This is a genomic window from Ruegeria sp. BB7 (assembly GCF_056539365.1).
In genome coordinates this window covers 902198-923881 of record NZ_JBQFUV010000001.1, presented here as the reverse complement: position 1 = coordinate 923881, position 21684 = coordinate 902198, and the positions used below count along the sequence as shown (strand labels likewise).

Genomic DNA, 21684 nt, shown 5'->3' with positions numbered 1-21684 from the left:
AACCTGAGTGTAGACTGAAAGTTCGACCACCGGGAATGAAATGTTCCGGGTTAGCGTCCTGACGAGGTTCAGGTGAACCCAGCAGAGGAGGCAGAGTTGTGTATAGATTGCGTTTGTTCGCGATACGCCATGCCCGCACTTTCGAGTGGATTTATAAGTGCGTCGAACGCTCTATGGTCTCGCTGGATCCGGTATTCGCGAAAATCGGTTACAACCGGGTTGAACGCCCAATCGCGTTGGTCGAAAAAGGTGTGAAGACTTTGCTGTTCGACTGCAAGATGTGTGGGCAATGTGTCCTGTCTTCGACTGGAATGTCCTGCCCAATGAATTGTCCGAAACAATTGCGAAACGGACCATGTGGAGGCGTTCGACCCGGCGAATATTGCGAAGTAAAGCCCGACATGAAATGTGTTTGGGCTTTGGCTTGGGACGGGGCCAGCCGCATGCGGGACGGCGGGGACAAGATAAAAGAAGTCCTTCCTCCGGTCGAGCACACGTTACGCGGATCATCGTCGTGGCTGCGCGTCAGTCGAGAAATCGCCGCGAAAGAACGAGAGGCGCGGGATGCTGCGCGCGAGACACTGGCGCAGGCCTTTCCCGAGGCGCGCAAAAATGAGCCTTCTGCGGCACCGCTGGCCGCTGAGCCGCCCAATGCGATTAACCGGGATCTGAAGAAATGAGTGATACGCGCAGAGGCGAAATAGAAACCACGGGCTATGTCCCAACGCCCGAGGGGTATGTTTCGCATAGTCGGTTAGAGAAAGTTCTGCGCTCGGGCCGTTTTGCAGTAACAGCGGAATTGAACCCACCCGACAGTGCCGACCCAGAGGATGTTTTTCAGGCTGCTCAGCCGTTGGGAGAAGTTGCAGATGCAATCAATGCGACGGACGCTTCGGGCGCCAATTGCCATATGTCATCGATCGGGATCTGTGCTTTGTTAACGCGGGCGGGATATTCGCCCGTCTATCAGATCTCTTGCCGTGACCGAAACCGGATCGCCATCCAGGGTGATGTTCTCGGAGCCGCTGCATTGGGCGTTAGCAATGTTTTGTGCCTGACGGGTGACGGGGTCGGCGTCGGGGATCAGCCTGGGGCCAAGCCGGTATTCGACTTTGACTCTCTTACATTGTTACGCACCATCCGAACCATGCGCGATCAAGGGACGTTTCTGTCCGGTCGAAAGATCACGCGCCCGCCGCAACTGTTTCTGGGGGCGGCAGAGAATCCCTGTATTCCTCCATATGATTGGCGTCCGGATCGGTTAGCGAAGAAGGTCGAGGCCGGTGCTGAGTATATTCAGACTAATTATATTTACGACATTCCGCTATTTGAAAAATTCATGGCGCGTGTACGGGATAGCGGTTTGGACAAGAAGGTATTCATAATCGCTGGCGTTGGCCCGATTGCGTCCGCACGCTCGGCCCGTTGGATGCGTAGCAACGTGCCGGGTATTCACGTCCCAGACGAAGTCATCGACCGGATGGAAAAAGCGAGCGACCCAGCTGAAGAAGGTAAAATGATTTGCATCGAATTGATCCAACAAATTCGGGAAATCGCCGGAGTCTCAGGCGTGCATGTTATGGCCTACCGGCGCGAACACTTGGTTTCTAAAATTATTCTGGAATCCGGCGCGTTAAAGGGACGCAAGCGTACGCGACTAGCCTGATAATCCTATGATCAGCGACGCTGTTGTTTTGGACAACAAAAAGGCGCCACTTGGCGCCTTCCGATAGTGCAATTAAGCCGATCAGTCGAATTTGCGGGACGGGGCCAGAACCATCGCCTCGCCGATCAGCACTTTCTTACCGTCGACGGCGCAATGGCAATCCAGCTTCACGCGGCGCTTGGCAAAGTCGATGTCGATCACCTTGACCTCGGCATATACCATGTCGCCGGGGCGCACAGGGGCCAGGAATTTCAACGACTGACCCATGTAAACCGTGCCGTGACCGGGCAACTGTTCACCAATCACGGCCGAGATCAGCCCCGCAGTCAGCATTCCGTGCGCGATGCGGCCTTCAAAGATCGTATCGCGAGCGTAGTCGTCATCCAGGTGAACCGGATTCCGGTCGGTCGACACCTGCGCGAACATCTCGATATCTTCGTCCGTCACCACTTTGCGCAGGTGACGGGTCATGCCCATTTCGATGTCTTCAATACAGATCGTGCCGCGCGGAAGATTGTCCAACATGTCGCCCTCACTTGCAATCATTGAGCAACAAAAAGATCAATGTCGCCCAGGTTCGGCAACTTTATTACTTCGCAAGCGCAGAAAATCAAGTCTTTTCTGACTATCTCAAGCGGCCGATTGTGTAGGTGGGGTTTATATTTTCCCTGGCGATATAATCGGTTAGAGATTCGTGGTGCGGATGGTGCTCAGTTTTTGTTTCTGCCGCGGCCAATCCGCCCGAGATGAACAGAGAATCAATCCCCTCTCCCATGCCCCCCAGGATGTCGGTATGGGGCCCGTCACCAATCACCAGAATGTCGGCATCCGGGATGTCGTGACCCAGTTCTTGAAGGCGGCGGCGGGCCAGATCGTAAATCGGCGGATGGGGTTTGCCGAAGTAAAGGCTTTCACCACCCATCTCGGTATAAAGCTTCGCCAGCGCACCCGCGCACCATTCCCGAACCTCACCCCGGTCAACCACGATATCGGGGTTGGCGCAGAGCAGTTTCATACCCTTCTGTTTGGCATAGAGGAAATCCGCGCGGTTCACAGATGGGTCTGCCATCGGATCAAACGGGCCACAGCAGACGATCCCCTCAGCTTCGGCCAGCGGTACGCGTTCTATGTGGATCGGGTGGTGCAGCAGTTTCAGTGGTTCAAAGAACCCCGCATCGCGCTGCCATTCGCCCATGAAATAAACTTTTTCGCCCACTGCGCCCCGGAACATCGCTGACCGCGCTGAATCTCCGCTGGTGGCAATGGTGTCATAAGCATCTGCAGGCACATTGAACTGTTTCAACTGTTCGGCCACGCCCGCGCGCGGTTTTGGAGAGTTCGTGACCAGTACAACAATCCCGCCTTTTGCACGGTAATCTTGCAGGGCAGCGACGGCCTCGGGGAAGGCCGTGATGCCATTGTGAACGCAGCCCCAAAGGTCAACAAACAGCGCCTTGTAACGGTCTGAAACCTCGGAAAGAGCGTGAATGATCTGTGTCATGAGGGACCTCGGGGTCTGAAATGGGAGTTGCCTCACCTATGGCAAAGCTTTCCGGCGTTGGCCATCCCGCATTGATGTATGTCGGGCAATTCTCCGGTGGCCATGAAAAAAGGCGCCCGAACTGGACGCCTTTTCTGCAATATGCAAATCGGATCAAACCTTGAGGTTCGGAATGATCTGTTTTTTGCGGCTCATTATGCCGGGCAGGACCACGGCGTCACCATCGACCGATGCGCCAAAGCTTTTCTCGGCCACAGCTTTGACCAGATCGTTGGGCACAAGCAGGGTGGCTTCTTCGTTCAGGATGTCGACAACGAACAGCAGAACCTGATCGACGCCGTCTTCCTTGGCGACGTCTGTCATCGAGTCCGCCAGGCTGGCCTTGCGGTCCAGCACGACGCCGGGTGCGGTGGTTTCCAGAACCGAGACGCGGAATTTGGTGCCGTCGACTTCATACTCTTTGCTGTCCATGCGGATCAGTTCGGCGTCCGAGAAGGACGAGACGTCTGACTTCGCTGCGAACATGTCAGCGGCATAGGTCGAAACGTCCAGGCCCAGATCGGCGGCCAGTTTCTCGGCCACGTCGCGGTCATGCGCGGTGGTGGTGGGTGAACGGAATTCCAGCGTGTCAGACAGGATGCACGTCAGTGCTGCGCCTTTGATGGCGTCGGGCATTTTGGCGGCGTCATCACCCATCAGGTCGACCATAATGGTCGCGGTGCAGGCCAGCGGGCGCACGGTGATGTCGATTGGGCCTTTGGTTTCCAGGCCACCGACAAGTTTGTGGTGGTCGATGATGGCGCGGATATCGGCGCTGTTGACGCTGGCGGGCAGCTCAGCCGGGTTGTTGGTGTCAACGATGACAACCGGTGCGTCTGCTTCAACATCGGCGATGATGCGCGGCTTGGGCAGGTCCCAGCGCTGCAGCATGAAGGCGGCCTCGGTGTTTGGCTCGCCCAGCAGTACTGGCTCGGCCTTCTCGCCTTTGACTTCGTTTAGATACCATGACCACAGGATCGGTGAGCCGGTGGAGTCGGTGTCGGGGGATTTGTGACCAAATACAAGGGTTGTCATGTCAGCGTCCTGAGGATGATAAATTTGCGCGCCTTATAGGGCGCTCTGCCGGGGTTGTCACCCGGCAGTGATCAGGCTGCGACGGTTGGTCTGATATTTGGCGGGCACGCTTAGAATGGGGCGCGAGTCAAAGTGTATCCGGCCTGCTGCAACTGGTTCAGTAGCCCGTGCTCTCCGCCCAGATGTCCTGCACCTACCGCGATCACCGCGGTCTGATCTTGGATGTCCAGAATGTGTTTCATCCAGTTGTTGTTCCGCCCGACAAGAAGCTGCTGCTCGAACCCGGCCCACTCCTCATCAAAGTCCTCTTGCGACAGGCCGGACGCATCGCGCCCCTGAAGGCGTGCCAGTTGAATGATCTGGCTGTGCTGCTCTTCAATATAGGCATTGGCCATGGTCGCCAACTGATCTTCGCTACCCTCAAACGCTCCGGCCATCCGGACAAGGGACTGCACCTGTTTCTCAATGGGGTGGCTGTCGAACATGGCCATCAGATCGTCAATTTCCTCTAACGAGTACTGTGGAATGCTGTGTTCTTCGGCCAGATCGGTCAGGCGTGCGTCCATCCCGTGCTTGGCGTTGGGGTCCTGCATCATGCAGGGGGGAATGCCCAGCATCATGCTAAGAAACCAAGGGCGCATTTTGGCGGCCATCCAGCTTGGGATTCCACGCTCGGCCAGTCCCGCTGAAAGGGCGGTCCAGTCCTCTTCTGGCATCATATCGATCAGAGTCGGCCCCGAAGTGATCAGAACTGGGCTAAGATCGCTGGCAAGGCTCTTTTCAAAGGCTGTCAATTCGTCTTCGGTGACTTCGAAGAAAAATGCGTCGGCTTGGCTGAGCGCTGGTGTCAGACGTTCGACCACAGCATCCATGCGTGAATCGTTGCTGTGAAGTGTCCCGATCAGATGCAGAACAGTGTCGCCTTTGGTCGCGGTCCAATGATTGCCTTCGGGAAATGGGGTGTCGGCCAGCGCCTGTTCAATCTCGGCCTTTAGCTCGGGTGTCAGATCCGCCCTAAGGTCGCGGCCTTTGCAGGCCGCATAGGCGCTGATTGGCAAGAACAAAAAAATGAAAAGGAACAAAATACGCATCAGGGCCATCCAGTGAACTTAGAAATGATATTTACTGTGACCTTGCCGTGGCCGTGGCGCTGGTTCAAGCAACTTGCTGTGATGTCCGGCCTATCTGTGTCTGGCATTCCACAACAAATCGCCTAGCATGCAGACATGGAGCGTGAGCAGGACCTTTATCCCCCCATCAAAGCGCTGTTAGAGCGTCAGGGCTATATCGTCAAAGGCGAGGTCGGCGCGGCCGATATCGTCGCCGTTCGGGAAGGGGAAGAGCCGGTGATAGTCGAGCTCAAGCTACGGTTTTCTCTGGCGCTGTTTCATCAGGCGATAACGCGGCTGAAAATGACCGATCAGGTTTATATTGCGGTCTGCAAGCCTTTGGGGCGCACGGCCCGACGGGCGTTGAAGGATAATCTGACATTGTGCAGACGTTTGGGTCTTGGGCTGATCACGGTGCGCGCTGATGGCGTGGTTGAGGTTCAGTGCGACCCTGGCCCCTACGCGCCGCGCAAAAACAAGGCCAAGGCCGCCCGGCTGCTGCGTGAATTTGATCGCTTGGAGGGTGATCCCAACGCGGGCGGCGCCACTCGGCACGGCATCGTCACGGCCTACCGCCAGGATGCGTTGAAGTGCGCGGCCCATCTGGCCGAGAGAGGGGCCACAAAAGGGGCCGACGTTGCCAGAGCGACAGGCGTGGCCGAGGCGACCCGACTGATGCGGGACAATCACTATGGCTGGTTCGGCAAGGTTGAGAAGGGTGTTTACGTCCTGACTGAGGCGGGGCAGGAGGGCCTGAGACACTGGGCTTATAGCTGGGAATCGGCCGACTGTAGCTGATTGCTAAAAAATCCATCACAGCTTGTTGACTCGGGGTGGCAGACTCCCTAGCTATTCGTCGTTATCACTCGCAAGGGTCGAGTGCTAATGCCTCGCCGGCCGGCGAGGGGAAGATAAATAAACTTTGAGCCCAAGGAGCTGCAAAGATGGCATTGAAACCGCTTCATGACCGCGTGTTGGTTCGCCGTACCGAAAGCGAAGAGAAAACCGCAGGCGGCCTGATCATTCCCGACAGCGCAAAAGAAAAGCCCAGCGAAGGCGAAGTCGTTGCGACCGGCGAAGGCGCACGCAAGGACAGCGGCGAGCTGATCGCAATGGCTGTTAAAGCTGGCGACAAGATCCTGTTCGGCAAATGGTCGGGCACCGAGGTTCAGGTCAACGGCGAAGAGCTGCTGATGATGAAAGAAAGCGACATCATGGGGATCATCGAGTAAGCCCGCGCGCTTCTCTGATCTTCTTTCCAATACATTTTCTCAAGGAGAAACGACATGGCTGCAAAGGACGTCAAGTTCGACACCGATGCCCGTAACCGCATGCTGGCAGGTGTGAACATCCTGGCCGATGCTGTTAAAGTGACCCTGGGCCCCAAAGGCCGCAACGTGGTTCTGGACAAATCCTTCGGCGCACCGCGCATCACCAAAGACGGTGTTTCGGTTGCCAAGGAAATCGAACTGGAAGACAAGTTCGAAAACATGGGCGCGCAGATGGTGAAAGAAGTCGCCAGCCGCACCAATGACGAAGCTGGCGACGGCACCACCACCGCAACCGTTCTGGCACAAGCAATCGTTCGCGAAGGTCTGAAGCAGGTTGCAGCGGGCCTGAACCCGATGGACCTGAAGCGCGGCATCGACTTGGCAACTGCCAAGGTTGTTGAAGGCATCAAAGACGCGTCGCGCGAAGTCAAAGACTCGGCAGAAGTTGCTCAGGTTGGCACCATCTCGGCCAACGGCGAAGCCGAAATCGGCCAGCAGATCGCAGACGCGATGCAGAAGGTTGGCAACGAAGGCGTTATCACCGTCGAAGAAAACAAAGGTCTGGAAACCGAGACCGATGTTGTCGAAGGTATGCAGTTCGACCGTGGCTACCTGTCGCCTTACTTCGTCACCAACGCAGACAAGATGATCGCAGAACTCGACGACTGCATGATCCTGCTGCACGAAAAGAAACTGTCCTCGCTGCAGCCGATGGTTCCGCTGCTCGAGCAGGTGATCCAGTCGCAAAAGCCGCTGCTGATCATTGCTGAGGACGTTGAAGGCGAAGCGCTGGCGACCCTCGTGGTCAACAAACTGCGTGGCGGCCTGAAAATTGCTGCTGTCAAGGCACCGGGCTTCGGCGATCGCCGCAAAGCCATGCTGCAGGACATCGCGATCCTGACCGGCGGTCAGGTAATCTCCGAAGATCTGGGCATGAAGCTCGAGTCCGTGACCATGGACATGCTGGGCACCGCCAAGAAAATCGAAATCACCAAAGACGAGACCACCATCGTTGACGGTGCTGGCGAGAAAGCCGAGATCGAAGCACGTGTTGCTCAGATCCGCACTCAGATCGAAGAAACCTCGTCGGACTACGACCGTGAGAAGCTGCAAGAGCGCGTTGCCAAACTGGCAGGCGGTGTTGCTGTTATCCGCGTCGGCGGCATGACCGAAGTTGAAGTGAAAGAGCGTAAAGATCGTGTGGACGATGCTCTGAACGCAACTCGTGCTGCTGTTCAGGAAGGCGTTGTTGTCGGCGGTGGTGTTGCTCTGGTTCAGGCCGGTAAAGCACTGGAATCGCTGGAAGGCGCAAATGCTGACCAGAGCGCAGGCATCAACATCGTTCGCAAAGCAATCGAAGCGCCGCTGCGCCAGATCGCTGAAAACGCAGGTGTTGACGGTGCGGTTGTTGCAGGCAAAGTCCGTGAATCTTCCGACGCAGCATTCGGCTTCAACGCGCAGACCGAAGAATATGGCGACATGTTCTCGTTCGGCGTAATCGACCCGGCCAAAGTTGTCCGTACCGCTCTGGAAGACGCGGCATCGGTTGCTGGCCTGCTGGTCACCACCGAAGCAATGGTTGCAGATCGTCCGGCCAAAGAAGGCGCGGCACCTGGTGGCGGCATGCCCGACATGGGCGGCATGGGCGGCATGATGTAAGCTGCTTAAGCCATAGGCTTATGATCGGGGTCGCCTTCGGGCGGCCCCGTTTCATTTTTGAATGCCCGCTTCGCGGCCATGCCTCTGGTAGGAGTATTTTTGAAAAGATGAAGCGCGGATCGTCTTGTGCAGCAAAGTGTATGTGCAAAGCAGGTCGAAAGCGCTATGCGGTTGATATGAAGCTGTTCCTGCTCACCGCTCTGACTATGTGCGCCTTTGCGGCGAATTCGATCCTGAACCGTCTGGCTATTGAAAGCGGGGCCAGCGATCCTGCGGGCTTTGCTGTTGTGCGGGTATTGGCCGGTGCCGTGGTACTGACGGTTCTTGTGTGGTCTAAGGCTGCGCATTTGTCGCTGCGCAACAAGCGCAGAATTGCAGGGGCGGGGGCGTTGTCGCTCTATATGATCGGATTTTCCGTTGCATACCTAACGCTGGATGCCGGGCTGGGTGCTTTGATCCTGTTCGGAGTAGTGCAGATCACCATGTTCTTGGTGACGTCATTGGCGGGCAATAGCCCTACTGCCCGACAGTTGGCTGGTGCTATGATCGCGTTGGCGGGGTTGGCTTATGTGCTCTGGCCCGCGGGCACCGTGCAGGTGGATTTGACGGGGGCAGCCTTGATGACCGCCGCCGGGGTGGGGTGGGGCGTCTATTCCCTAGTCGGACGATCAGAGCCGGACGCTTTGGCCGGGACGGCTGCCAATTTTGTAGTCGCGCTGCCGGTCACTGCACTGTTCCTTCTGGTACTTGGAGGGGATTGGCAGATGACCGGTTTTGGCTGCTTCCTCGCCATGATTTCAGGCAGCGTTACCTCTGGGATGGGATATGCGCTTTGGTACCGTGTGCTGCCGCTGCTGGCACCAACGACAGCGGCCGTGGTTCAACTCAGCGTACCGATCATTGCCATTCTCGGTGGAGTTACTTTGTTGGGAGAGGCCATCAGCTTGCGCCTGGTTCTGGGTGCAGCGCTGGTTCTGGGCGGGATTGCGCTGGCCGTCCTGCGCTTGAAACCGCGCTAGGGGTTTCATCACCGGTGGTTAGCGCTTATTTGGCGGCTATGAGATATCTGATCGCCTTGTTTTTGTTCCTTGTTCCTGCAGTGGTCCATGCGAAATGCGTGGTGCTGTTGCACGGGCTGGCGCGAACTGAGGCCTCCTTTACCGTCATGGAGCAGCTGTTTCAGGCGCACGGTTACACGGTCATTCGTCCGGGGTATCCGTCGACCGACCTGCCAATCCCAGAACTGGCCGAGCAGACGCTTCCAGACGCCTTCGCGGGCTGCGGCGACGATACAGTGAATGTGGTGGCCCATTCGATGGGGGGCATCTTGTTGCGCTATTGGCTGCAGGACCGTCATCCAGAAAATTTGGGGCGTGTGGTCATGCTTGGCCCGCCGAACCAGGGCAGTCAGCTGGTCGACGAATTGGGCGCATATGAAGTCTTCGGTATGTTGAACGGCCCTGCCGGTCTGGCATTGGGCACAGGCTCAGAGGGCATACCGCGCAAGCTGCCCCCGGTCGATTTCGAGGTGGGCGTTATCGCCGGTGAGAATTCGCTGAACCCGTTGTTTTCATCCCTGATCGAAGGGAAGGATGACGGTAAGGTCTCGGTCGAGACTACAAAGGTCGATGGGATGAAGGATCACATCGTTCTGCCGGTCACCCACACATTCATGATGAACAACCCCCGTGTGATGGCCCAGGCGCTGCATTTCATCGAATACGGTCAATTTGATCCCCAGATAACCTGGCTGGACGGGGTGTTGGATGTCATCGACGAAATCTGCATTGGGCAGGATTGTTCGGAACCTGCTTCGGAGCCATCGCTATGACCGCATTGAATCTGACGCTGACTGGCGCAGAGGTGCTGTTGCCGGAAAAAGGTCTTGTGCCTGTCGATCTGCCGTTTGCCGACGGCATCATTCAGGCCAACCGGATCGGGCGTCAAATCGATCTGTCAGGCTACCTTGTCCTGCCCGGTATCATCGACTTGCATGGTGACGGGTTCGAGCGCCACATCGCGCCGCGCCGCGGGGCAATGAAGCAGATGGATGAAGGTATTCTATCGGTCGAGGCCGAGCTGGCCGCCAACGGCATTACCACCGCTGTTTTGGCCCAATTTCATAGCTGGGAGGGGGGCGTACGCGGCCCCGAATTTGCTGGGCAGGTTTTTGATGCAATCGCTTCGGTCAAGGATCGAGTTGTCACCGACCTGATGCCCCAGCTGCGGTTTGAAACGCATATGCTAGACGACTACGCGGGCCTGCCCGAGCGCATTGCGGCCTGGCATGTACCTTATATCGTGTTCAACGATCATCTGCCGCATGACCGTTTGGCCGAAGGGCGCAAGCCGCCGCGCCTGACAGGGCAGGCGTTGAAAGCGGGGCGAAACCCGGATGTGCATTTTGATTTGCTTCTATCCATGCATGCCCGCAACGCCGAGGTACCTGCCGCATTGGATGATCTTTGCACAACTTTAGCTGCACAAGGCGTCCGCATGGGGAGCCATGACGACGCCACAGCCCAGACACGCTCCGAATGGCGCGCGCGCGGGGCGCGAATAGCAGAATTCCCCGAAACGATCGAGGCCGCCGAGGCCGCCCGATCTGCTGGTGATTACGTCATCCTCGGCTCCCCCAACGTCGTACGAGGCGGATCGCACAAGGGAAATGCCAGTGCGCTGGATCTGATCACAATGGGATATTGCGATGCGTTGGCGTCGGATTACCACTATCCTAGCCCGCGCCGAGCCGCGTTGATGCTGGCCAAGTCTGGATTGATGGATATGGCTGGCGCCTGGGCATTGGTGTCATCCGGCCCAGCACGCGTACTTGGCTTGAAGGACCGCGGCACGCTTGCCTCTGGCAAACGCGCCGATTTGGTGATCCTAGACGCCGCCACACATCGCGTTGCCGCCACGCTGGCGGGTGGGCGCGTCAGTTACATGGCCGGAGATATAGCAGCGCGGTTCATGGCTTGAACCCGCAGCATCATCTTTTCCCAAATACTCCCGCCAGAGGCATCGCGCGCTAGCGCGAAATACGATTGAAATGCCCCATCTTCCGGCCAGACTTGACCTCGGCCTTACCATATAGGTGCAGGGCCACGTCACGTTCCTGTGCCAGCTCGGGAACGCGGTCCATATCGGAACCAATCAGGTTCTCCATGACCACATCCGAATGGCGTTGTCCGTCGCCCAAGGGCCACCCGACCACTGCGCGGATATGCTGCTCGAATTGGTCCACAGCACAACCGTTCTGCGTCCAGTGGCCTGAATTATGCACCCGTGGTGCGATCTCATTCACGATCAAACCACCGGGCGTCACGAACAGCTCAACCCCCATCACCCCGACATAGTCTAGCGCGTTCAGGATATTTGCGGCCAGCAGGACCGCATCGGTGCGCTGCGCGGGGCGCAGGCGGGCGGGGACTGTCGTGGTATGCAGGATGCCGTCACGATGGACATTCTCGCCAGGGTCGAAACAGGCAACCTGACCGTCCAGGCCGCGGGCCGCGATGATTGAAACCTCGTGGCTGAAATCCACAAACCCTTCCAAGATCGCAGGCGCACCAGCCATATCAGCCAGCGCATTCTCGGCATCCTCAGGTTCGCGCAGTCGGGCCTGACCTTTCCCATCATAGCCAAAGCGACGGGTCTTCAAAATGGCAGGTGTGCCGATCTGCTCAATTGCAGCGTTCAGGCTATCCAGATCGGTAATATCGGCAAACGGTGCGGTGTTCAGGCCCAACCCTTGCAGAAAATTCTTTTCGGTCAGCCTGTCCTGACTGACCCGCAGCGCCTCGCGCCCTGGACGGATCGGGCGATGGGCTTCAATAACATCCAGCGCTTGGGTCGGAATGTTCTCGAATTCATAAGTGATTACGTCGACCGACTCAGCAAATGCCTGCAGCGCATCGGCGTCGTCATAGGCGGCAGTGGTCACTCGGTCGGCCACTTGGCCCGCAGGTGGATTGGCGCTAGGTTCGTAGATATGCGTTACAAACCCCAGCCGAGCCGCTGCCACAGAAAGCATCCGGCCCAGCTGACCACCACCCAGTATTCCGATCTTTGCGCCAGGTTGCAGTGCTTCACTCATCGACAGGCTCCTCAGGGATTGAGGCCGACAGGGCATCGCGCCAAGCGTCCAAACGCTGGGCCAGAGCTTCGTCCTGCAGGGCCAGAATGCCGGCGGCCATCAGGCCCGCGTTGGCACCGCCGGCTGATCCAATCGCCATGGTTGCCACTGGAAAGCCTTTGGGCATCTGAACGATGGAATACAGCGAGTCCACACCGGACAGCGCGCGCGTCTGCACGGGGACGCCAATCACCGGCACCCGCGTTTTCGAGGCCATCATGCCCGGCAGGTGCGCGGCACCTCCGGCGCCAGCAATAATAACGTGCAATCCACGGGATGCGGCGGTTTTGCCGTAGTCCCACAAGCGGTCGGGGGTGCGGTGCGCTGAGACTATGCGTTTTTCATGCGCAATGCCCAACTCATCCAGAATTTTTGCGGCTTCTTTCATCGTGGGCCAGTCTGACTGGCTGCCCATGATGATCCCCACTTTCACATCGCTCATCCGCTTGCGTCCCTGCCGTTCAGAAAGAGCGCGCACTATAGCCAAATCGGCCCCGTAGGCAATGTGGTATGGGCGCTCTAAAGCCCTTTTGGCGGTCGGCTGAAAATACATTCAAAATAGTGTATGATTACCTCGGGATTTTTTTCCCCGAGGAGGAACCCATGACAGTTACAGTATTGAAGAACCGGGCTGGTGAGCCCGTGCCGCAAGACCGTATTGAAGAGTTCAGGACGCAAATTCGAGGGGAATTCATTTTGCCCGGTGACGCCGAGTACGACAATGCGCGCAGCATTTGGAATGCGTTGATCGATAAACACCCCGGTGCCATTCTGCGGTGTCAAGGCACCGCCGATGTTTCAGCCGCGGCCAAGTTTGCGTTTTCCAACAATATACTGGTCTCAGTCAGAGGGGGCGGCCACAATGTTGGTGGGCGGGCAGTATGCGATGACGGGCTTGTCATTGATCTATCGAACATGCGCGCCGTGCATGTCGATCCGGACGCCCAGACTGTGCGTGCCCAGGGCGGTGCTTTGTTGGGCGACGTGGATCGTGAAACGCATCAGCACGGCCTCGCCGTACCTTTGGGCGTTGTTTCGCAGACCGGGATCGGCGGCCTGACAACCGGCGGAGGATTCGGGTGGCTGGCGCGCAAATACGGTCCGGCCTGTGACAATGTCATCGAAGCCGAGGTTGTCACGGCGGATGGGGCGATCAAAACAGCCAGCGTAAACAGCAACCCCGATCTTTACTGGGGAATTTGCGGTGGCAGTGGCAATTTCGGAGTGGTCACGTCTTTTCTGTATAAGGCCTACCCTCTTTCCACCGTGTTGGGTGGCATGATCGCGTACCCGCGTGACGCGGCGCCAGAAATCCTTCGAGGTTATCGGGATATTATGTCTCGGGCTCCAGATGAACTAACCGTATACGCTGCGCTGCTTTGGGGACCGGATGGAACACCACTGACTGCATTGGTGCCGTGCTGGATCGGCGACGACAAGGAAGCAGGGCACCGGGCGATTCAACCCTTGACGGAAATCGGTGAACCATTGGTTGCTGACGTGCAGGAAATGCCATTCCCAGCCATGCAATCCATGCTAGATGCAGCCTATGGCCCCGGAAGTCGGAATTATTGGAAATCTGCATACCTCAACGCGCTGCCTGACGAAGCAATCGACACTATTGTTGCGCAGTCCAAAGGTATGACCATTCCTGGCTCAGGTATTCTGATTGAACATTGCGCCGGGGCGGCGAAATCCAAAATGAACGGGGACAACGCCTTTGCACAACGGGGTCATGACTACTTGATCGCGATTCTGCCACTTTGGACGGACCCGTCCGACGATGCGGATCAGATTGCGTGGGCGCGAAGGATGCATGACGCGATGAAGCCGTTTTCAACGGGGGAAACCTATCTGAACTATCTGGGTGCCGACGAAGACAGTGCGATAGAAACAGCTTTTGGAGAAAATCTGAGCCAGTTGAAGGAGGTTAAACGGAAATATGATCCAACCAATTTCTTCAGCGCAAACGCAAATATTACACCCTGACTAAGGCCCTGCAATTTCTGATTACCGCTCACCCAATTTTGGTTGGGTGGGCGTAACGCTCAGGCCATTTCCCCGATAGTGGGTATATTAGGCAATGATATCCGGCGTCAGTCGGTCTTCGATCAGGCGAATAATGTCTTTCAAACGAAGTTTCTGCTTTTTCAGCCGCTTGACCGTCAGCTGATCGGCCGTACCAGTGGCTTGTAGCGCCTCGATCGCTTCATCCAGATCACGGTGTTGGCGGCGGAAAACCTCCAGCTCAACCCGTAAAACCTCGTCTGTTTTCATCGAAAGATCGGTGGGCGCGTTCATAGGCGACTCAGTATTTGTTGTGGTGCTTACCACACAAGATAGTGTGTCAGGGTTTATCCGGCCAGACCTTGTGGACATCCCTGCATATTCCCATATTCTACTATACGCGGTTGCCAAAATTGGGGCCGCATCACACGTCGCTTTGGCAATAAAGGACGATAATACGTGTCAAAACTTACTCTTGGCTCATACCCGCATCTTTTGGGGTTCGAGCAGTTGGAACGCCTTCTGGAGCGGTCTGCAAAGGCTGGCAACGAAGGATACCCGCCCTATAACATCGAACAGACCTCGGACTTTTCGTATCGCATCACCCTGGCCGTGGCCGGGTTCGCGGAAGAGGACCTGTCGATCACGATCGAGGATCGCCAATTGGTGATACGGGGCCGCCAACGTGACGACAGCGAGGGGCGCATATTCCTGCATCGCGGCATCGCGGCGCGTCAGTTCCAGCGCATGTTTGTACTGGCCGATGGTGTCGAAGTGGGCGAGGCGATCATGGAAAATGGTCTGCTGCATGTGGATCTGACCCGCGCCATACCTGAAACCGTGGTGCAAACGATCAACATAAAGAAGGGGTAAGAGCTATGAATACACCGATCGAACTGAAAGCCGAAGGCAATCGGATCGTCTATGTAAAAGCAGTCGACGTTGCTGATCTGCCTCGGGAAGTGCGAGAGCAGGCCGGTGATCTGGACCAGCTTTATGCGGTCCATGATTCCGACGGTCAGCAGCTGGCGCTGGTCGCGGATCGCAAGCTTGCATTCGTTCTGGCGCGCGAGCACGACTTTTCTCCGGTTGCCGTGCACTGATCCATAGGATTTCGCCGTGACAACTGTCGCCCCGCAGGCGAGAAATGCGGACATTTAGCGGTTCGCATATCTAAAAGGGGCGACACATGAGCTGGTTTGACTTTGACTGGGTTGACGCCTTCAGTGACCACGCATTTGGCGGAAATGGCTGTGCCGTGGTTCATGGCGGAGCGATTCTGCCCGAGGACATCTGCACGGCGTATGTGCGTGAAACTTCATTGGTCGAGTGCACCTTCACCGGGCCTTCCGATGTGGCGGATATAAGGGTGCGCTATTTCCTGGCCAGCAAGGAGATCCCGTTTGCTGGGCATCCCACCATTGCAACCGTGGCAGCGATGCGCTCTCGTGGCCTGTTCGAAGGCGACGCGCTGACACTGGAGACGGGTGCCGGGATCGTCACAATCCGCCTGCAAGGAGATGAGATTGAGATGACGCAAGTCGCGCCGCAATTCGGCGATCTTGTCCCGGCCGATCTGGTTGCGACTGCCATCAATCTTCCTGAGGACGCGATAATCTCTCCGCCGCAATTTGTATCTACCGGCTTGCCCTTCTGCGTTACGGTTCTGCGCGATCACGACGCTTTGCGTGAAGCGACGCTGAATGTAGGCGCGCTTCCCAAGATTGCTGCGAAAGCCGGCTGTTCGGGGTCGGATATGGCAGAACCCTTTCTGGTGACGCTGAAAGGCGCGACTGAGGCAGGTGACACCTTCTCACGCCTGCTGATGGCGCCACCCAGCCCACCGGAGGACCCGTTTACCGGATCAGCCACCGGCGCGATGGCGGCCTATCTGTGGAAATACGGTATGATGCCGAAAGACAGTTTCATAGCCGAGCAGGGCCACGATTTGGGGCGCCCGGGTCAGGCCGTCGTCACGCGTGTCGGCCCTGCTGATGCCATGACCGGCATCAAGGTGGCAGGTCGCGGCCATGTGTTGATGCGTGGCGAAGTAGATTTGCCGGTGTAAAAATCACCGAATGGCAGAAATGAAAACGGCCCCCGAAAACCGGAGGCCGTTTGCAAATGTAAGAAGCGTTTAAGAGCCTGCGATCAGGCCCATGCTTTCCAGCTTGAGCAGCACCTGATGGGCGCAGTTGTCGACGTCGACATTTTCAGTTTCGACGCTCAGCTCGGGGTTTTGGGGCACATCATAAGGGTCCGAGATGCCGGTGAATTCCTTGATCTTGCCCTCGCGCGCCAGCTTGTAGAGGCCCTTGCGGTCGCGGCGTTCGCATTCCTCGATGCTGGTCGCGACGTGCACTTCGCAGAAGGCACCGAACTGTTCGATGTCTTCGCGCACCGCGCGACGGGTGGTGGCATATGGCGCGATCGGCGCACAGATGGCGATCCCGCCGTTCTTGGTGATTTCCGAGGCCACGTAACCGATACGGCGGATGTTCAGGTCGCGGTGCTCTTTCGAGAAACCCAGTTCCGAGGACAGGTTCTTACGAACGATGTCACCATCCAGCAACGTCACCGGACGGCCACCCATCTCCATCAGCTTGACCATAAGCGCGTTGGCGATGGTGGATTTGCCCGAACCCGAAAAACCGGTGAAGAAAACGGTAAAGCCTTGTTCCGCGCGGGGCGGAGACGTACGGCGCAGCTCTGAGACCACTTCGGGGAAAGAAAACCACTCGGGGATTTCCAGACCTTCGCGCAGACGGCGGCGCAATTCGGTGCCCGAGATGTTCAGGATTGTCACGTTATCCTTGTCGGCGATCTCGTCATTGGGCTCGTACTGGGCGCGTTCCTGCACATAAACCATGTGCTTGAAGTCGACCATTTCAACGCCGATCTCGTCCTGGAACTGCCGGAACAGATCCTGCGCGTCATAGGGGCCATAGAAATCTTCACCAGCCGAGTTTTTACCCGGACCAGCGTGATCGCGGCCAACGATGAAGTGGGTGCAGCCATGGTTTGCGCGGATCAGCCCATGCCAGACTGCCTCACGCGGGCCAGCCATGCGCATGGCCAGGTTCAGCAGCGACATCGAGGTGGTCGACGCCGGGTATTTGTCCAGAACGGCTTCGTAGCAGCGCACGCGGGTAAAGTGGTCGACATCGCCCGGTTTGGTCATGCCGACAACCGGATGGATCAGCAGGTTGGCCTGTGCCTCTTTGGCGGCGCGGAAGGTCAGTTCCTGGTGTGCGCGGTGCAGCGGGTTGCGGGTTTGGAACGCGACAATGCGGCGCCAGCCCAGCTTGCGGAAATAGGCACGCAGCTCGTTCGGGGTGTCGCGGCGACCGCGGAAGTCATAATGGACAGGTTGCTGGATGCCCACAACGGGACCACCCAGATAAACCTTGCCAGCCACGTTGTGCAGATAGTTCACCGCCGGGTGCGCATCGTCATCAGCGCCAAAGACTTTCTCCGCCTCGCGAGCCTTGTTCGGGGTCCAGCGGTCGGTCACGGTCATGGTGCCGAGGATGACACCTTCCTGATCGCGCAGGGCGATGTCCTGACCCAGTTCGATGGTTTCGGCAAAATCTTCGCTGACGTCCAGGGTGATGGGCATCGGCCACAGGGTGCCGTCGGCCAGACGCATATTTTCAACGACACCGTTGTAATCGGCTTCGGACAGGAAGCCCTTGAGCGGGTTAAAACCGCCATTCATCAACAGTTCCAGATCGCAGATCTGACGCGGGCTCAGATCCCAGCTGGTCAAGTCGGCGGCTTCTACTTTTAGTTTCTGGGCCGACTCGTACGAAACGTACAGTTCGGGGATCGGGGCCAGATTGCTTAACATCGTCATAGGAATACTCTTGTCGAAGTGCGGTTCTACCGGTGATTCAGAGGTGTTTGAGGCGCATGTGCCTCGGCTGATGGTCGAAGTCCATATACATTTACTAAACAAAGGACGATATGCGCGGTTTTTGCTGGGATTGGAAGGATTTTCTGCCATGCGCGGTTTTTCGCGACCATATTCCCGTTGATGCGCGGCAATCGGCTAAATTTTGTGCGTGTGTTCTTATGTTGCCCGATGCACGGCAAGTTCGGCAGCGTCCGCGAGCGGAAGGGCCGAGACTGGCTGGTTCACGCCGCGAAGCGTAAAGGAACGCATGTTACTCAGATCACCTTCATGACCCGCAGCATGCAGCAATTCCGCCGACACCAATAGTTCCACACCAAGCGCCTTGGTCTCGCTTTCCAAGCGGCTGGCCACATTGACTGCGTCGCCAATGATGGTGCGGGCAGAATTTCCATCGGCACCAATTTCACCCAGTACCAGATCGCCCAGGTGCAGGCCCATGCCAATGCGGATGCGTGGGCTGCCTTCGGTTTCAAGTTGGTTATTAAAGCGGCCCAGCGCGCGGCTGACATCAGCAGCAGCCTGCAGTGCTGCCTTTGCCGAACTTTCCGAACTTGAGGTTTCGAACACTGCCAGCAACCCGTCGCCCATATATTTGTCGACCACGCCGCCATCTGCTGTGATCGCGGGGACAATCGCATCAAAAAAACGGTTCAGCAGGAACACGATGTCATAGGGCAACTGGCCCGTCGTCCGAGATGTGAATCCGCGCATGTCCAGAAACAAAACCGCCAGTTCACGTTCCTGCCCCTGACTGGCATGTGCCCGGCTGCGCCCTCCATCCGGGCGGAACATACGGAACGCTGTGATCGGTTCTGTTGGGCGAATTTGACAGGCGAGCCGCGCGCCTTCGGGGGCGCTGACGGCTGCAAGGCTGCGAGCCTCGACATCGCTGGGGGTGGGAAGTGTATCGCCACCATCTTCGATGATCACGCGGCAAGTGGTGCAACGCCCCTTGCCCCCGCACAGAGATGTATGTGGAATGCTGTTGGCCTGCGAAATCTCAAGCAGAGTCATGCCCTTTTCCGCCACGATCTCGGGGCCATCGACATATTTCACTCTTACCGAATGACGCCGACGCCACAGCTTGCGGATGAAAAAGACAGCCAGTGAAACCCCCAAAGCCACCGCAAATGCAGCCAGAGCATTGTTTTTGACACTGAACATGGTCTGAAACGCTTCGGGTGAAGGCCAGTTATAGTGTTCGATATATTGATCGCGCAGGAATGGATCGGCGAAGTCGGCCCAAATACGCCGCCCTTCGGTCAGCAACCCGGCCAGCGCGAAGGACGGTATAAACACCGCGAGGCCGATCAGATAGGGCACCATTCTGGGCCACCATTGAGTCAGCCGTAGCCACATATGCAAGCCAATACAGCTGTGGACCCAAACGACCAGCAGCAGAAGGCTCTGCATCCAGATTGCAGAGTTGGGCCACATAAGAATGATGATATAGCCCATCTCGTCATTGACGTTATAGATTTCGTGGGCATAGCGCGTGTGCACGATGTGCGAGATCAATTGCAGCGGAATCAGAAGCCCCAGAACAACTTGTGACGCCACGGCGAACGGCATTCGCAGCGTCCGGCGCTGACTGATGGAATAGAGTGCCAGTCCGGCATGAACAAATAGCGCGAGATACAGGATCACGCTGCCCAGATCATGCCGGGTAACGGCGTGGCGGCCATCCTGCATGCCGTGCAAATAGTCAGTGTGAAACAGACCCAGCCCGATATTGATGAAATGAAAGAATGCAAATGTGAACAGGACCAGGCCGCTTGTGATCCTCAGCCGGGTTGTCCACCCGCCTTGCCATAACACGCTTTTCAATCAAGCCACCTGCATTCTCTTTGCCTATCCCCGAGTCTGATACGGCTGCACGAGCGGGTCAAGCTCGTGGCTACAGGTAGGGTGGAGACCAGGGTATGGCCAGAGTGTCTGTGCGGATCAGGGCGGAGGTGAATTCGAAAAGTACAATGTGGCTAAGCTCGGGGCGGGTTCGTGAACTGTACATCAGACCGTCAGCCCCAATGTCGCGGGCGCTGTCGGAATAGTTCCATGTCGGCGACATGCCCTGTTTTTCACGAATATCCTGCCAGACAATCGAGGCGTCGGGTTGACCGCGCAGGTCGACCAGTCTTGCGTTTGAAACCTGGGCGCGTTGCAATATCCGTGGTGGATCATTCGCACAAACATATCGCCTGATGGCGACCCCGGCTCCCTCGGCACTGAGCGAGCAGTAAAGCGCGACCTGTCCCGAATGATGAAAGCGCCCCTCAGGTGCCTGTGCGGCGACCAAAGGGGCGGCGATCTGAGACTGAAACAGAATTCTCCAGACTGGGCCGGAGAAGTTCAGCATCGCTTACTCGTTCTCAGCCAGGAACTTTTCGGCATCCAGCGCAGCCATGCATCCCATACCGGCGCTGGTGACGGCCTGGCGGTAAATGTGGTCGGTCAGGTCGCCTGCTGCGAACACACCCGGCACCGAAGTCTCGGTCGAGCCTGGCTTTGTCACGACGTAACCACCCATATGGGTTTCCAGCGATTCCTTTACCAACTCGTTGGCCGGGGCATGGCCGATGGCCACGAATACGCCCTTACAGGGGATCTCGGTGATTTCGCCGGTTTTCACATTCTTGACGCGCACGCCCTCGACACCCAGAGGCGCATCGGTGCCGACGACTTCTTCCAGCTCATGGAACCACATCGGTTCGATCTTTTCATGTTTTAGCAGACGGTCCTGCAGGATCTTTTCGGCGCGCAATTCGTCGCGACGGTGGATCAGGGTGACTTTGCTGGCGAAGTTGGTCAGGAACAGCGCTTCTTCCACGGCAGTGTTGCCGCCGCCGATCACGACGATCTCCTGCCCGCGATAGAAGAAGCCGTCGCAGGTGGCGCAAGCCGAAACGCCAAAGCCCTTGAACTTCTCTTCCGAAGGCAGGCCCAGCCATTTGGCGCGGGCACCGGTGGCCAGAATGACTGCGTCAGCGGTGTAGGTTGTGCCATTGTCACCTTTAGCGGTGAAGGGGCGCTTGCTGACGTCCAGATCGCTTATGATGTCGCCGATCACTTCGCAGCCCATCGCCTTTGCGTGGTCCTGCATCTTGACCATCAAATCAGGGCCTTGAACTTCGGTAAAGCCGGGGTAATTCTCGACATCTGTGGTGGTGGTCAGCTGACCGCCGGGTTCGATACCCTGCACCAGAATAGGCTCCAGCATCGCGCGGCTTGCGTAAACACCCGCAGTATAACCGGCTGGTCCCGACCCGATGATCAGAACCTTAGTGTGACGTGTTTCGGCCATGGTACCCCCAACTCGATCTGCCTGATATGGGCACTTGGCCCTTAG

The 21684-nt window shown here is 57.3% G+C and carries 23 protein-coding genes; 12 read left to right on the top strand and 11 right to left on the bottom strand.

The annotated features are described in order from the left end of the window. Positions 1-98: 98 nt before the first annotated feature. Positions 99-680, top strand: a complete 582-nt coding sequence (locus tag ACR0D7_RS04610) for a methylenetetrahydrofolate reductase C-terminal domain-containing protein (RefSeq protein ID WP_480677923.1) — start codon at positions 99-101, stop codon at positions 678-680. Continuing rightward, positions 677-1666, top strand: coding sequence for a methylenetetrahydrofolate reductase (locus ACR0D7_RS04605; RefSeq protein ID WP_480677922.1), 990 nt, complete (start codon positions 677-679; stop codon positions 1664-1666). The genes ACR0D7_RS04610 and ACR0D7_RS04605 overlap by 4 nt, the downstream gene beginning before the upstream one ends. A gap of 81 nt (positions 1667-1747) precedes the next feature. Here ACR0D7_RS04605 and ACR0D7_RS04600 read toward each other — a convergent pair whose 3' ends face one another. From ACR0D7_RS04600 to ACR0D7_RS04585, 4 genes are all read right to left on the bottom strand, one after another. Continuing rightward, positions 1748-2191 (bottom strand): MaoC family dehydratase, encoded by a 444-nt coding sequence (locus tag ACR0D7_RS04600; protein ID WP_058275518.1) that lies wholly within the window; start codon positions 2189-2191, stop codon positions 1748-1750. A gap of 100 nt (positions 2192-2291) precedes the next feature. Further along, entirely contained in the window at positions 2292-3167 is an 876-nt protein-coding gene (locus ACR0D7_RS04595) for a TIGR01459 family HAD-type hydrolase (RefSeq protein ID WP_170573426.1), read from the bottom strand. A 153-nt stretch (positions 3168-3320) separates the two neighbouring features. Next, a complete protein-coding gene (locus ACR0D7_RS04590; RefSeq protein WP_480677921.1) occupies positions 3321-4241 on the bottom strand; it encodes a manganese-dependent inorganic pyrophosphatase in 921 nt (306 codons plus the stop codon). Positions 4242-4351: 110 nt separating this feature from the next. Continuing rightward, positions 4352-5332 (bottom strand): TraB/GumN family protein, encoded by a 981-nt coding sequence (locus tag ACR0D7_RS04585; protein WP_480677920.1) that lies wholly within the window; start codon positions 5330-5332, stop codon positions 4352-4354. 135 nt (positions 5333-5467) lie between these two features. Here ACR0D7_RS04585 and ACR0D7_RS04580 point away from each other — a divergent pair, with 135 nt between their 5' ends. From ACR0D7_RS04580 to ACR0D7_RS04555, 6 genes are all read left to right on the top strand, one after another. Further along, a complete protein-coding gene (locus tag ACR0D7_RS04580; protein WP_480677919.1) occupies positions 5468-6148 on the top strand; it encodes a DUF2161 domain-containing phosphodiesterase in 681 nt (226 codons plus the stop codon). Between the two features lie 146 nt (positions 6149-6294). Next, on the top strand, positions 6295-6582 hold the full coding sequence (gene groES / locus ACR0D7_RS04575) for a co-chaperone GroES (protein ID WP_039523824.1): 288 nt from the start codon (positions 6295-6297) through the stop codon (positions 6580-6582). A 54-nt stretch (positions 6583-6636) separates the two neighbouring features. Beyond that, positions 6637-8280 (top strand): chaperonin GroEL, encoded by a 1644-nt coding sequence (groL, locus tag ACR0D7_RS04570; protein WP_480677918.1) that lies wholly within the window; start codon positions 6637-6639, stop codon positions 8278-8280. A 176-nt stretch (positions 8281-8456) separates the two neighbouring features. Further along, entirely contained in the window at positions 8457-9299 is an 843-nt protein-coding gene (locus tag ACR0D7_RS04565; RefSeq protein WP_480677916.1) for a DMT family transporter, read from the top strand. Between the two features lie 38 nt (positions 9300-9337). Continuing rightward, a complete protein-coding gene (locus tag ACR0D7_RS04560) occupies positions 9338-10111 on the top strand; it encodes an alpha/beta fold hydrolase (protein WP_480677915.1) in 774 nt (257 codons plus the stop codon). Beyond that, entirely contained in the window at positions 10108-11259 is a 1152-nt protein-coding gene (locus ACR0D7_RS04555; RefSeq protein ID WP_480677914.1) for an alpha-D-ribose 1-methylphosphonate 5-triphosphate diphosphatase, read from the top strand. Before ACR0D7_RS04560 ends, ACR0D7_RS04555 begins: the two co-directional genes overlap by 4 nt. A gap of 49 nt (positions 11260-11308) precedes the next feature. Here ACR0D7_RS04555 and ACR0D7_RS04550 read toward each other — a convergent pair whose 3' ends face one another. Next, on the bottom strand, positions 11309-12376 hold the full coding sequence (locus ACR0D7_RS04550; RefSeq protein WP_480677913.1) for a 5-(carboxyamino)imidazole ribonucleotide synthase: 1068 nt from the start codon (positions 12374-12376) through the stop codon (positions 11309-11311). Beyond that, the gene (purE, locus tag ACR0D7_RS04545; protein ID WP_480677912.1) at positions 12369-12857 is read right to left on the bottom strand and encodes a 5-(carboxyamino)imidazole ribonucleotide mutase; all 489 of its coding nucleotides are present in this window, start codon (positions 12855-12857) and stop codon (positions 12369-12371) included. The genes ACR0D7_RS04550 and purE overlap by 8 nt, the downstream gene beginning before the upstream one ends. Positions 12858-13018: 161 nt before the next feature. Between purE and ACR0D7_RS04540 the strand changes: the two genes are divergently transcribed. Beyond that, positions 13019-14404: an FAD-binding oxidoreductase gene (locus ACR0D7_RS04540; RefSeq protein ID WP_480677911.1), complete on the top strand. Its 1386-nt coding sequence runs from the start codon at positions 13019-13021 to the stop codon at positions 14402-14404. Positions 14405-14491: 87 nt separating this feature from the next. On the opposite strand, the gene ACR0D7_RS04535 is transcribed toward ACR0D7_RS04540, so the two are convergent. Then, a complete protein-coding gene (locus ACR0D7_RS04535) occupies positions 14492-14716 on the bottom strand; it encodes a YdcH family protein (protein WP_170383640.1) in 225 nt (74 codons plus the stop codon). Positions 14717-14881: 165 nt separating this feature from the next. On the opposite strand from ACR0D7_RS04535, the gene ACR0D7_RS04530 reads away from it, so the two are divergent. From ACR0D7_RS04530 to ACR0D7_RS04520, 3 genes are all read left to right on the top strand, one after another. Then, on the top strand, positions 14882-15295 hold the full coding sequence (locus ACR0D7_RS04530; protein WP_170495857.1) for an Hsp20 family protein: 414 nt from the start codon (positions 14882-14884) through the stop codon (positions 15293-15295). Between the two features lie 5 nt (positions 15296-15300). Then, positions 15301-15525, top strand: coding sequence for a DUF1150 family protein (locus ACR0D7_RS04525; protein WP_170383636.1), 225 nt, complete (start codon positions 15301-15303; stop codon positions 15523-15525). Between the two features lie 86 nt (positions 15526-15611). Beyond that, entirely contained in the window at positions 15612-16490 is an 879-nt protein-coding gene (locus ACR0D7_RS04520; RefSeq protein ID WP_480677910.1) for a PhzF family phenazine biosynthesis protein, read from the top strand. Between the two features lie 69 nt (positions 16491-16559). Here ACR0D7_RS04520 and ACR0D7_RS04515 read toward each other — a convergent pair whose 3' ends face one another. The 4 genes from ACR0D7_RS04515 to trxB form a co-directional block, all read right to left on the bottom strand. Continuing rightward, positions 16560-18278 (bottom strand): bifunctional sulfate adenylyltransferase/adenylylsulfate kinase, encoded by a 1719-nt coding sequence (locus ACR0D7_RS04515; RefSeq protein WP_170573404.1) that lies wholly within the window; start codon positions 18276-18278, stop codon positions 16560-16562. Positions 18279-18494: 216 nt separating this feature from the next. Next, the gene (locus tag ACR0D7_RS04510) at positions 18495-20165 is read right to left on the bottom strand and encodes an adenylate/guanylate cyclase domain-containing protein (protein ID WP_480677909.1); all 1671 of its coding nucleotides are present in this window, start codon (positions 20163-20165) and stop codon (positions 18495-18497) included. Between the two features lie 70 nt (positions 20166-20235). Beyond that, positions 20236-20694 carry an RES family NAD+ phosphorylase gene (locus tag ACR0D7_RS04505; RefSeq protein WP_480677908.1) on the bottom strand — a complete coding sequence of 153 codons (459 nt, stop codon included), beginning with the start codon at positions 20692-20694 and terminating at the stop codon, positions 20236-20238. 3 nt (positions 20695-20697) lie between these two features. Then, positions 20698-21639 (bottom strand): thioredoxin-disulfide reductase, encoded by a 942-nt coding sequence (trxB, locus tag ACR0D7_RS04500; protein WP_170383628.1) that lies wholly within the window; start codon positions 21637-21639, stop codon positions 20698-20700. Positions 21640-21684 lie beyond the last annotated feature (45 nt).